Here is a 12130-nt window from a genome sequence, read left to right as displayed (position 1 = left end):
CTCGTTTATCAAAGTTTGGTCAAGGACAGGCCAGCCCAGGTGGCAAGCAGCCCGCCGAATACACTGATGGCCACATAGCTTAAAGCCAGCGGCACTTGCCCGCTTTCCAGCAGGCGCACGGTATCCAGTGAAAAGGATGAAAAAGTCGTCAGGCCGCCAAGGAAGCCCACCATCAACCCGGCGCGCACTTCAACAGGCACCTCCGGGCGTAACAGGAACAGGCCGTATAACACCCCGATCAGCAGGCAGCCCACGATATTAACGACCAGCGTCGCGGTATAGAAGTGTTTCGGCCAATTGGCGTTGATCCAATTGCCGGTGGCAAAGCGCAATAGGGTGCCGGCCACACCGCCTACGGAAACAGCAATCACCAAGGGAATCATGGTTTTCTCCGCTGTTTGGGGCTCAGGCGGTCAAGTTGCGCCAGATGGTTGAGCTTTTCCCCGATCTTCAACTCCAGGCCACGAGGCACCGGCTGGTAGAACGGTTGTGGCTCAAGGTCGTCGGGAAAGTAGTCTTCACCGGCGGCATAGGCATCTGGTTCATCGTGGGCGTAACGGTATTCGTCGCCGTAACCCAGTTGTTTCATCAGCTTGGTCGGCGCGTTGCGCAGGTGCAGCGGCACTTCCAGCGAGCCATGCTCGGCCGCCGCACGCAGCGCCGACTTGAAGCCCATGTAAACTGCATTACTTTTCGGCGCGCAGGCCAGGTAGGTGATGGCCTGCGCCACCGCCAACTCGCCTTCCGGGCTGCCCAGGCGCTCCTGGACCTCCCACGCCGCCAGGCACAGGCTCAGGGCCCGCGGGTCGGCGTTGCCAATGTCTTCGCTGGCCATGCGCACCACACGCCGGGCCAGGTACAACGGATCGCAGCCACCGTCGATCATGCGCGCAAACCAGTACAGCGCGCCGTCCGGGTTGGAACCGCGCACGGATTTGTGCAGCGCGGAAATCTGGTCGTAGAAGGCCTCACCACCCTTGTCGAAACGCCGCCGGGTATCGCCCAGCAGGCTTTGCAGCAGGTCGACGCCAATCTCGCTATTGTCTTCAGCCAGGTCAGAGGCGTTTTCCAGCAGGTTGAGGAAACGTCGGCCATCGCCGTCGGCCGCCGCCAGCAGGATCTTGAAACCCTCGTCACCCAGGCTCAGGTGGCGCTTGCCCAACCCCTTGTCCTCGCCCAGCGCCCGCTGCAGCAACCTCTGCATCGCGGCTTCGTCGAGGCTCTTGAGCACATACACCCGTGCCCGCGAGAGCAAGGCGTTGTTCAGTTCAAACGAGGGGTTTTCCGTGGTAGCGCCAATAAAAATCAGCGTGCCATCTTCCACGTAAGGCAGGAATGCATCCTGCTGCGACTTGTTGAAACGATGCACTTCGTCGACGAACAGGATAGTGCGCCGGCCATACTGCCCCGCCTGCTGCTTGGCGACTTCCACCGCCTGGCGGATCTCCTTGACCCCGGCCAATACCGCCGAGACCGTTTCAAAGTGCGCATCCGAGACTTTCGCCAGCAGTCGCGCCAGGGTGGTCTTGCCCACGCCCGGCGGCCCCCAGAAGATCATCGAGTGCAGGGCACCCTGCTCCAGGGCCTCGCGCAGGGGCTTGCCGCGGGCCAGCAAGTGCTCTTGCCCGACATACTCATCCAGGTTGGTCGAGCGCAAGCGCGCGGCCAGGGGCTGGGCAATCGGGTCACTGCGAAACAGGTCCATGGGCAGCGATTTACTCCTGGATCACATCGGCACCCTTGGGGATGTCGAACTTGAACGTGGAGGCCGGGACCGGCTCATTGGCCTTGACCCCGGTGAACAAGATATTGGTGCGTTGGCCGACGCTGTCGACCAGTTGCATATCGTTGATCACGCCATTGCGAAACGACAGGCGCAGGCTGTCGAACAACGTGTCCTTAGACTTGGGCTTGAGGGTGAAGTCGATCACGTTGCTTTGTTGCTTGGAGGTAATCTCGAAACTCTCGCTGATCTGCGACACATCACCCGACAGCAGCAAGGCCGGGGTCTGGCTCAGGCGTGGGTCGAGGGTCTTGATGGTCGCCTGCTCCAGGTCCGGGTCCCACAGCGTGACTTTCTTGCCATCGGAGACGATGGTCTGCTCGTTGGGCGCGTCGGTCTTCCAGAAGAACAGCCCTGGGCGTTGCACGGCCATTTCACCGGCTGTTTCCTGCAACTGGGTGCCGCCACCGTCCAGGGTCAACTGGGAGAAGCGCGCAGTCAGGGTCTTGGATTTGTCCAGCAGGTTGGTCAGGCTCGCGACGGATGCCTGGTCTGCGTGGGCCGAAAACGCGGTCAGGGCCAATGCCGGCAACAACAGCATGCGGATAAGACGCATGGGAGTCCTCATAGAATAATGTGAAAGGCGCGCCGCATGCTGCCACGCGGCACGAGGTCAGTCGCGCATCGGCCCTGGCGCGATCACTTCGCGCGAGCCGTTGGTGTTCATGGCCGTGACGACGCCGGCCATTTCCATGGATTCGATCATACGCGCGGCGCGGTTGTAGCCGATCTTCAGTTTACGTTGCACCGCCGAGATCGAGGCGCGACGGCTTTCCAGCACGAACGCCACCGCTTCGTCGTACAGCGCGTCGGTCTCGGCATCATCGTCGCCGCCGCTGCCACCGTCGAAGCCGCTGCCGGCCTCCTCGACACCGGCCAGGATATCGTCGTTGTATTCCGGCGCGCCGCGCAGTTTCCAAGCCTCGACCACACGGTGCACTTCGTCATCGGAAACGAAGGCGCCGTGAACACGGATCGGTAGGCTGGTGCCGGGCGGCATGTAGAGCATGTCACCATGGCCCAGCAGTTGCTCGGCGCCACCCTGGTCGATGATGGTCCGTGAGTCGATCTTGCTCGATACCTGGAACGCCATACGGGTCGGGATGTTGGCCTTGATCAGGCCGGTAATCACATCCACCGACGGCCGCTGGGTCGCGAGGATCAAGTGGATCCCGGCCGCACGGGCCTTCTGCGCGATACGCGCGATCAATTCTTCGACCTTCTTGCCGACGATCATCATCATGTCGGCGAATTCGTCGACCACCACGACAATGGTCGGCAGCTTGGTCAGTAGCGGCGCTTCATCGTGAATGCTTTCGCGCTTGTACAGCGGGTCGGTCAATGGCGTACCGGCGTCCTGGGCTTCCTTGACCTTGGCGTTGAAGCCAGACAGGTTACGCACGCCCATCTTCGCCATCAGTTTGTAGCGCCGCTCCATCTCGGCCACGCTCCAGCGCAGGGCGTTGGCGGCGTCCTTCATGTCGGTCACCACCGGGCACAGCAGGTGCGGGATGCCTTCGTAGATCGACAGTTCAAGCATCTTCGGGTCGATCATGATCAGCTTGGCGTCTTCCGGGCCGGACTTGAACAGGATCGACAGGATCATTGCGTTCACACCCACCGATTTACCGGAGCCGGTGGTACCGGCAACCAGCAGGTGAGGCATTTTCGCCAGGTCCGTGATCACCGGCTTACCGCCGATGTCATGCCCGAGAGCCAGGGTGACCGGCGATTTGAAGTTGTCGTATTCCGGGGTCGACAGCACTTCGGAGAAGCGCACGATCTGCCGGTCTTCGTTGGGAATCTCGATACCCACGGTGGTTTTGCCGGGAATTACTTCCACCACGCGCACGCTGGTCACGGCCAGGGAGCGCGCCAGGTCTTTGGCCAGGTTTGCAATACGGCTGACCTTGACCCCAGCGGCCGGCTGGATTTCGTAACGGGTGATCACAGGGCCCGGGTGGATCGAGTCCACCGACACCTCGACGCCAAACTCCTTGAGTTTGATTTCCAGCAGATGGCCGACCGCCGCCAGGGATTCCGGGGAATAGTTGAGCTGTTTCTTTTCCGCCGGATCGAGGATCGAGATCGGCGGCAAGGTGCCTTCGACGGCGCTGTCGATAAATAGCGGCGCCTGCTTTTCTTTCTGCACCCGATGGCTTGGCTCGGGTGCCTTGACGGGCGCCGGGGCGATAACCGGCGGCACTTGCTTCTCGCGGTCGGACATGTGCTTGGTCAGGGCCTGCTCGCGTTCGATCAGGCGCTCCTTGACCTTGGCCTGCTCACGGCGGTCCGGCGTGCTCGGGGCCACTACTTCGTTGACCCGGGTATCGACTTCACGCAATTGCGCAACCATGCGCTTGCGGTCCACACGGGCGGCCCACCAGCGGTTGGCGGCGCCCTGGAACAGCTCGAACAGGTCGAGGGTGATCTTGCCGGTCACATCCATGACCTTGAACCACGACAAGTCGGTAAATACCGTCAGGCCGAACAAGAACAGGGCGATGAACATCAGTGTGCTGCCCTGGATATTCAAGGTCTTGCGGGCCAGGTCACCCAGGCTTTCGCCCAGGGCACCACCCGCACCCGCCGGCAGGCCAGTCGGCGCATGGAAATGAATATGTGCCAGCGCTGCGCCCGACAACACCAGGAACACTAGGCCGATCAGGCGCCAGGAGAACAGCCAGCCGCTCCACTGCCACGGTTCATGGCGCTGGCGGAAGATCTGCCAGGTCTTGATCGCCAGCAGCAGCGGGAAGATATAAGCGAAATAGCCGAGGATCATGAACAGGATATCGGCGCTGTAGGAGCCCACGGGCCCGCCGAAGTTCTGCACATCGTCGATCTTGCTGTTATGGCTCCAGCCTGGATCATCCTTGCCATAGGTCAGCAAGGCCATCATCAGGAACAGGCATAAAGCACCGATGGCAATCAGCGCGCCTTCCTTGAGCCGATAGTGCAGGTGCTGGCGCCAGGCCGGTACCACTGCTGTTTTGGGTGCTGCGGCGGATTTCTTCAAAACGGGTCTTTTCCTGCGCCTTAAGCGCGTCCAACAGTTGAATGACTATAAAAATACTGCCCAATCCGGGCAGATGAAAAGTGAACGAGCGTCGTCAAACGTCCTTTAACACTCCGTGACTCATTCATGAACGGGCGTTAATGCCGGCCCACAAGGACATAGTGCCGCCATTGTACGGGTTTGTGTGCCCGTTGCCACGCTGCCGGCCTCGCTCATGTAGCATAGACAAGCGCATTGCTCATACGCTTCAATTTGAGCATGCATTGTCTTTACTGACAAAGGCTTATGAGCTGTTTTTATCAGACTGGACAAGCTTTACCCAGCATTCCCGCCCAACGGATGGCGACATGACGCGATTACGACCGCACCACCGCTATAGAGTTGCAGAAACACGCGCTCATGCATCAGGGCATTGATTACATGATCGGGCTGGCCGAGTGGCGCCGTGTCGACAATAATCACTGCTTACACGACGGGCCCTGGCCTGTCACCGCCCTCCCCTTCCGTAAGCCTGACTACCCATGCTCACCTGGCTGCAACGCAACACCCTGACGTTTCCACCGCTGGCCAAAGCCATGCGTGAACCCAACGGCCTGCTGGCTGCCGGTGGCGACCTGTCTGCCGACCGCCTGGTCCAGGCCTATCGCCATGGCTGCTTCCCCTGGTTCTCCGAAGGCCAGCCCATCCTGTGGTGGTCGCCAGACCCGCGCACGGTACTGTTCCCCACAGAGCTGCACGTGTCCCGCAGCCTCGCCAAGCTGCTGCGCCAGCAACGCTACGAGGTGACCTTTGACCAGGACTTCGCCGCCGTCATCCAGGCCTGCGCTGCGCCTCGCAGCTATGCAGACGGCACCTGGATCACCGAGGCCATGCAGAATGCCTACCTGCAACTTCACCAACGGGGCTATGCCCATTCCGTCGAGGTATGGGACCAGGGCGAACTGGTCGGCGGCCTGTATGGCCTGGCCATGGGCCAGCTGTTTTTTGGCGAATCGATGTTCAGTCGAGCAGACAACGCCTCGAAATACGGCTTTGCCACGCTCGTCAGGCAATTGCAGGCCTGGGGCTTTGTGCTGATCGACTGCCAGATGCCCACCGATCACCTGCACAGCCTCGGTGCCCGCGCCATTCCCCGCAGCGACTTTGCCGGTTACCTGCGCGACCATCTTGATCAGGCCAGCAGTGGGCCATGGGTTTCTTAGGCGACTTGCGCGCACCTGGCTTACACTTATTTCAAAGCTTATCCGAGGGTTGATCATGACCGAGTTGGCGCGCTTGAAGTTTTATGCCACTCAACCCCACTCTTGCAGCTACCTGCCCGAAGAACAGGCCACCACGCTGTTCCTCGACCCCAGCCAGCCGATGGACGTGCATGTGTATGCCGATCTGTCAGAGATGGGGTTTCGGCGCAGCGGCGACCACCTGTACCGGCCGCACTGCCAGAACTGCAACGCTTGTGTGCCGGCGCGCATCCCCGTAGCGCAATTTTTGCCGGATCGTAATCAAAAACGCATCCTCAAGCGCAATGCCGACCTGATCGTGACCCCCGCCAAGCCCGGCTTCAGCGAAGAGTACTTCGATCTTTACCAGCGCTATATCGAACAACGCCACGCCGACGGCGATATGTTCCCACCCAGTCGCGACCAGTTTTCCACGTTCCTGGTGCGCGACCTGCCGTTCTCGCGCTTCTACGAGTTCCGCCTTGAGGGAAGGCTGCTGGCGGTCGCGGTCACCGACCTGCTGCCCAATGGATTGTCGGCGGTCTATACCTTTTATGAACCCGCCGAGGAGCGTCGCAGCCTGGGGCGTTTTGCCATTTTGTGGCAGATCGGTGAAGCATCCAGGCAAAATCTGGAAGCGGTGTACCTGGGGTACTGGATCAAAAACTGCAAAAAGATGAACTACAAGACCCAATATCGGCCCATTGAGCTACTAATTAATCAAAGATGGGTCACGCTTAACTAGAACCCCTTGGCTTAAACACCCTTTTTCGGGCACAATGCACGCCGCTTTTGCCTGGCGCAGTTGCACCGGGCCATTCACTGGATACCGAGGGCTTTACTGCATGTCGAAAGAAGACAGCTTCGAAATGGAAGGCACTGTCGTCGACACCCTGCCCAACACCATGTTTCGTGTGGAGTTGGAAAATGGGCACGTCGTAACCGCGCATATCTCCGGCAAGATGCGCAAGAACTACATTCGTATTCTTACCGGTGACAAAGTGCGCGTCGAGCTGACGCCCTATGACTTGAGCAAAGGGCGCATCACTTACCGCGCCCGCTAAACAAGTCAATACAAGACGCCCGGTTATGCCGGGCGTTTTTGTGTGTGTGGGATTTAACCAGCACCGCAGAATGAGTGTGGGAGCTGGCTTGCCTGGGATTTGGCGGACAGCAAAAAGGCGCCTTTCGGCGCCTTTTCTACTGCTGCGAAGCATCAGGCCATTTCAGCAGTGGTCTCGAACTCGAAGGTCAGCTCGCCGTCCTTCAAATCGATATGCACCACGCCGCCGTGGTCGGAGAGCTCGCCAAACAGGATCTCTTCGGCCAACGGCCGCTTGATCTTGTCCTGGATCAGACGCGCCATTGGACGAGCGCCCATTGCCGCGTCGTAACCACCCTCGGCGATCCAACTGCGTGCCGCTTCCGTCACCTCCAGCTGTACGCGCTTGTCTTCCAACTGCGCCTGAAGCTCGGTAAGGAACTTGTCCACCACGCTCTTGATAACCTCATGGCTGAGGCGACCAAACTGGATAATGGTGTCCAGGCGGTTGCGGAATTCCGGCGTGAAGCTCTTCTTGATCACTTCCATGGCGTCGGAAGAGTGATCCTGATGAGTAAAGCCAATGGAAGCCCGCGCGGCCGTCTCGGCACCGGCGTTAGTGGTCATGATCACGATCACGTTGCGGAAATCCGCCTTGCGCCCGTTGTTGTCGGTCAGGGTCCCGTGGTCCATCACCTGCAGCAGCAGGTTGAAGACTTCCGGGTGAGCCTTTTCGATTTCATCGAGCAACAGTACGCAATGCGGCTGCTTGGTGATCGCCTCGGTCAACAGGCCGCCCTGGTCGAAGCCGACATAGCCCGGAGGCGCACCGATCAGGCGCGACACAGTGTGGCGCTCCATGTATTCGGACATGTCGAACCGCACCAGCTCAATGCCCATGGCCTTGGCCAACTGCCGCGCGGCTTCGGTCTTGCCGACGCCGGTAGGGCCGGCGAACAGGAACGAACCCACCGGCTTGTCCGGCGACTTGAGGCCGGCCCGGGACAGCTTGATCGCCGTCGACAGCGAATCAATCGCCGCATCCTGGCCAAATACCGTCAGCTTGAGATCGCGCTCCAGGTTACGCAGCAGCTCCTTGTCGGAACTGGTGACGTGCTTTGGCGGAATACGCGCGATTTTCGCCACGATATCCTCGACCTGGGCCACCTCGATGCGCTTCACGCGCTTCTCTACCGGCTGCAGGCGCTGGTAGGCACCCGCTTCGTCAATCACATCGATGGCTTTGTCCGGCATGTGCCGGTCATTGATGTAGCGCGAAGCCAGCTCGGCGGCTGCACGCAGCGCCTCATCACTGTATTCGATGCCGTGGTGTGCTTCGAAGCGTCCTTTCAGGCCGCGCAGGATGCCAATAGTGTCTTCAACCGAAGGCTCGGACACGTCGACTTTCTGGAAGCGCCGTGCCAGGGCACGGTCTTTTTCGAAGATCCCGCGAAATTCCTGGAACGTGGTCGAGCCGATGCAGCGGATATCACCCGAAGACAGCAGCGGCTTGAGCAGGTTGGACGCATCCATCACCCCACCGGAAGCCGCACCGGCGCCAATGATGGTGTGGATCTCATCAATGAACAGGATCGCCTGCGGACGCTTTTTCAGCTCGCCAAGCAAAGCCTTGAAACGCTTTTCAAAGTCGCCACGGTACTTGGTCCCGGCGAGCAGCGCCCCCAGGTCCAGGGAGTAGACGACACTGTTGGCCAGCAGGTCAGGCACCTGGTTATCAACAATGCGCTTGGCCAGGCCTTCGGCAATCGCGGTCTTGCCCACGCCCGCCTCGCCCACCAGCAAAGGGTTGTTCTTGCGACGACGCGCGAGGATCTGCGCAACACGCTCAACTTCCATCTCGCGCCCCACCAGCGGATCGATCCGCCCCTGGCGCGCCAGTTCGTTGAGGTTGCTGGCGTAGGCATCCAGCGGGTTGCTTGAAGAAGAAGACTCACCGCCCTCGTCATCTTGCATATCCTGCTCACCCTCGGAGTGATCGCCATGCCCTGGCACTTTCGAGATGCCATGGGCGATGTAGTTGACGACATCGATACGCGCCACGCTCTGCTGCTTGAGCAGGAATACCGCCTGGCTTTCCTGCTCGCTGAAGATGGCAACCAATACATTGGCGCCCGTCACTTCCCGCTTGCCGGAGCTCTGCACGTGGAAGACAGCACGCTGCAACACCCGCTGGAAGCCCAGAGTTGGCTGGGTCTCGCGGTCCTCGTCATGCACGGGGATCAGTGGCGTGGTGGAGTCGATAAACTCCTGCAAATCATGCTTGAGCTTGTCGAGGTTGGCGCCGCACGCACGCAGGACCGTGGCGGCAGCTTCGTTATCCAAAAGTGCCAGCAGCAGGTGTTCGACGGTCATGAATTCATGACGCTTCGAACGGGCCTCCTTGAAGGCAAGATTGAGGGTGACTTCGAGCTCGCGGTTTAACATAGCTTCACCTCATACCCAAGTGGTCGGAGTTAACCGTCCTTCTCGATTTCACAGAGTAGCGGATGCTGGCTTTCCCTGGCGTACTGGTTGACCTGCATGGCCTTGGTCTCGGCGATGTCGCGGGTAAACACTCCACATACTGCCCGTCCTTCTGTGTGAACGGCCAGCATTACCTTGGTCGCCAACTCGCGGTTCAGATTAAAAAACACCTCGAGCACTTCGACGACGAAATCCATCGGCGTGTAGTCATCATTGAACAAAACCACCTTGTACATCGGCGGCGCCTGTAAAGCAGGCTTGGCCTCCTGAACAGCGATGCCTGCAGAACCGTCATCGTCTTCTAGATGATCCGGGCGATCCTGATTGAATGTTAGTCGAATCTGGCTGAATGCATGCATGGAAAGAAAGGTTCGTCTGTTGTGCATTTACAGTGATGGGGGCGACCTGTCAGAAATTCAACTCCGACCGACTGGTCACCTTGACTATCGGCAAAACGGTGTTACAACCAATAGAACCCACAGTGGGTAAAAAAGGTCCGCGCAGTCAACCTTATTTATTCGGGTTAGGACGGATAAACTGGATGATACTCCAGTGATGGAGTCTGGTGCAGAGGGATATGGGTATGTCTGGCGTCAAGATCAGTGGCAAGGTCAAATGGTTCAACAATGCCAAGGGGTACGGCTTCATTAATGAAGACGGCAAGGAAGAAGACCTTTTTGCGCATTATTCGGCAATTGCCATGGAGGGCTATAAAACGCTGAAAGCAGGTCAATTGGTGTCCTTTGAAATCATCCAGGGGCCCAAGGGCCTGCACGCTGTAGCTATCAGTGCAGCAGGCGCGACCGCACCCGGGAAACAGCACGAAGACAAGCACAACAATAAAGGTAAACCCGCTCATTCCAAAGAGCAGCAAACGGCCTGATCAGCCACTGCGCATAAAAAAACGGCCACCCTGAGCTATCAGGATGGCCGTTTTTTATAGCCTTCGACTTACATATGTGAAATCAGCGCATCACCGAAACCCGACGACGACACCAACTTGGCGCCGTCCATCAGACGCTCGAAGTCATAGGTCACGGTCTTGGCCGAAATCGCCCCGTTGGTGCCCTTGATGATCAGGTCGGCCGCCTCGGTCCAGCCCATGTGGCGCAGCATCATTTCCGCCGACAGAATCAGCGAACCCGGGTTGACCTGGTCCTTGCCGGCGTATTTTGGCGCAGTACCGTGGGTGGCTTCGAACATTGCCACGGTGTCGGACAGGTTGGCGCCCGGCGCAATACCGATGCCGCCCACTTCTGCCGCCAGGGCGTCGGAGAGATAGTCACCGTTGAGGTTGAGGGTGGCGATCACGTCGTATTCGGCCGGGCGCAGCAGGATCTGCTGGAGCATGGCGTCGGCAATCGCATCCTTGACCACTACATTGCGGCCAGTGCGCGGGTTCTTGAACTGCATCCACGGCCCGCCATCAAGCAGGGTTGCGCCGAACTCTTCGGCCGCCACTTCGTAGGCCCATTCCTTGAAGGCACCTTCGGTGAACTTCATAATGTTGCCTTTGTGCACGATGGTCAGCGACTCACGGTCGTTATCCACTACATATTGCAGGGCCTTGCGCGCCAGGCGCTTGGTGCCCTCTTTGGAAACCGGCTTGATGCCAATCCCGCAATCCTGGTCGAAACGAATCTTGGTAACACCCATCTCATCCTTGAGGAACTTGATGACCTTGATGGCCTCAGGCGAACCGGCCTTCCACTCGATGCCGGCGTAAATATCCTCGGAGTTCTCACGGAAGATGGTCATGTCCACATCGCCAGGCTTCTTGACCGGGCTTGGCACACCTTCGAACCAACGCACCGGACGCAGGCATACATACAGGTCCAGTTGCTGGCGCAGGGCCACGTTCAGCGAGCGGATACCACCACCGACCGGCGTGGTCAGCGGGCCCTTGATGGAAACTACGTAGTCCTTGACCGCGTCCAGGGTTTCCTGGGGCAGCCAGGTGTCCTGGTCGTAAACTTGAGTCGCCTTCTCGCCGGCATACACCTCCATCCAGGAGATTTTGCGCTTGCCGCCGTAAGCCTTGTTAACAGCTGCATCGACCACCTTGATCATCACCGGGCTGATGTCGACGCCAATACCGTCACCTTCGATGAAGGGAATGATCGGGTTGTCAGGAACATTGAGAGAATGGTCTGCGTTGACGGTGATTTTGTCGCCGACTGCCGGAACCTGAATCTTCTTGTATCCCATGCTGAACTCCGTTTGTGGATTGAACATCTGGCTGTGCCCGAGCCTACTCCAGTTGTATGTGGACTGGAACCTTGCACCCGGCACATTTGCTGCGAAAACCGTAGATTTAGTCGCCTACAACCTTGAAACAAAAGGGAAAAACGCCAAACTTGAGCACTGTGTGCGACTTTAGGCGCAATCCGGTCCCTGCGACCTTTAGACCAATGGACGACCCACCTTTTGTATGAAGGCTCGGCGTAAGCATAGCGACCTATGTATAATGCTGCCGCTGACCAAAGAGTCACGACGGCCGACCGCTCTATATCGAGCACCTGCGCCTGAAAAAGCCGGGCTGCCACCGTAGCCCACCCGCTTGACGCTCGACTGATGCAACC

General features: G+C 59.0%; 11 protein-coding genes. 4 read left to right on the top strand and 7 right to left on the bottom strand.

Annotated features, from left to right (window positions below; all coding sequences use genetic code 11):
• Positions 1–8: 8 nt before the first annotated feature.
• Genes crcB through ACO77H_RS11690 form a run of 4 tightly spaced genes read right to left on the bottom strand, consistent with a single transcriptional unit; the run spans position 9 to position 4802 of the window.
• The gene (gene crcB / locus ACO77H_RS11705) at positions 9–383 is read right to left on the bottom strand and encodes a fluoride efflux transporter CrcB (protein ID WP_432755491.1); all 375 of its coding nucleotides are present in this window, start codon (positions 381–383) and stop codon (positions 9–11) included.
• A complete protein-coding gene (locus tag ACO77H_RS11700; protein WP_169954339.1) occupies positions 380–1705 on the bottom strand; it encodes a replication-associated recombination protein A in 1326 nt (441 codons plus the stop codon). The genes crcB and ACO77H_RS11700 overlap by 4 nt, the downstream gene beginning before the upstream one ends.
• A gap of 10 nt (positions 1706–1715) precedes the next feature.
• On the bottom strand, positions 1716–2339 hold the full coding sequence (lolA, locus tag ACO77H_RS11695) for an outer membrane lipoprotein chaperone LolA (protein WP_029293564.1): 624 nt from the start codon (positions 2337–2339) through the stop codon (positions 1716–1718).
• Positions 2340–2396: 57 nt separating this feature from the next.
• Positions 2397–4802, bottom strand: a complete 2406-nt coding sequence (locus ACO77H_RS11690) for a DNA translocase FtsK (protein WP_169954340.1) — start codon at positions 4800–4802, stop codon at positions 2397–2399.
• Between the two features lie 521 nt (positions 4803–5323).
• On the opposite strand from ACO77H_RS11690, the gene aat reads away from it, so the two are divergent.
• The 3 genes from aat to infA all read left to right on the top strand — a co-directional run bounded on the left by aat (position 5324) and on the right by infA (position 7086).
• On the top strand, positions 5324–6004 hold the full coding sequence (aat, locus tag ACO77H_RS11685; protein ID WP_169954341.1) for a leucyl/phenylalanyl-tRNA--protein transferase: 681 nt from the start codon (positions 5324–5326) through the stop codon (positions 6002–6004).
• Positions 6005–6059: 55 nt separating this feature from the next.
• The gene (locus ACO77H_RS11680) at positions 6060–6767 is read left to right on the top strand and encodes an arginyltransferase (protein ID WP_169954342.1); all 708 of its coding nucleotides are present in this window, start codon (positions 6060–6062) and stop codon (positions 6765–6767) included.
• 100 nt (positions 6768–6867) lie between these two features.
• A complete protein-coding gene (gene infA, locus ACO77H_RS11675) occupies positions 6868–7086 on the top strand; it encodes a translation initiation factor IF-1 (RefSeq protein ID WP_002553999.1) in 219 nt (72 codons plus the stop codon).
• Between the two features lie 152 nt (positions 7087–7238).
• On the opposite strand, the gene clpA is transcribed toward infA, so the two are convergent.
• Positions 7239–9509, bottom strand: a complete 2271-nt coding sequence (gene clpA, locus ACO77H_RS11670) for an ATP-dependent Clp protease ATP-binding subunit ClpA (protein WP_070995983.1) — start codon at positions 9507–9509, stop codon at positions 7239–7241.
• 29 nt (positions 9510–9538) lie between these two features.
• Positions 9539–9907 carry an ATP-dependent Clp protease adapter ClpS gene (clpS, locus tag ACO77H_RS11665; protein WP_029293391.1) on the bottom strand — a complete coding sequence of 123 codons (369 nt, stop codon included), beginning with the start codon at positions 9905–9907 and terminating at the stop codon, positions 9539–9541.
• Positions 9908–10131: 224 nt separating this feature from the next.
• Here clpS and cspD point away from each other — a divergent pair, with 224 nt between their 5' ends.
• Positions 10132–10431 (top strand): cold shock domain-containing protein CspD, encoded by a 300-nt coding sequence (gene cspD / locus ACO77H_RS11660; protein ID WP_169954343.1) that lies wholly within the window; start codon positions 10132–10134, stop codon positions 10429–10431.
• 68 nt (positions 10432–10499) lie between these two features.
• On the opposite strand, the gene icd is transcribed toward cspD, so the two are convergent.
• A complete protein-coding gene (gene icd / locus ACO77H_RS11655; protein WP_432755490.1) occupies positions 10500–11756 on the bottom strand; it encodes an NADP-dependent isocitrate dehydrogenase in 1257 nt (418 codons plus the stop codon).
• Positions 11757–12130 lie beyond the last annotated feature (374 nt).

The sequence above is a fragment of the Pseudomonas sp. WMBT8 genome, from assembly GCF_050916005.1.
Classification (GTDB): Bacteria; Pseudomonadota; Gammaproteobacteria; order Pseudomonadales; family Pseudomonadaceae; genus Aquipseudomonas.
This window is presented reverse-complemented; position numbering and strand designations above follow the sequence as displayed.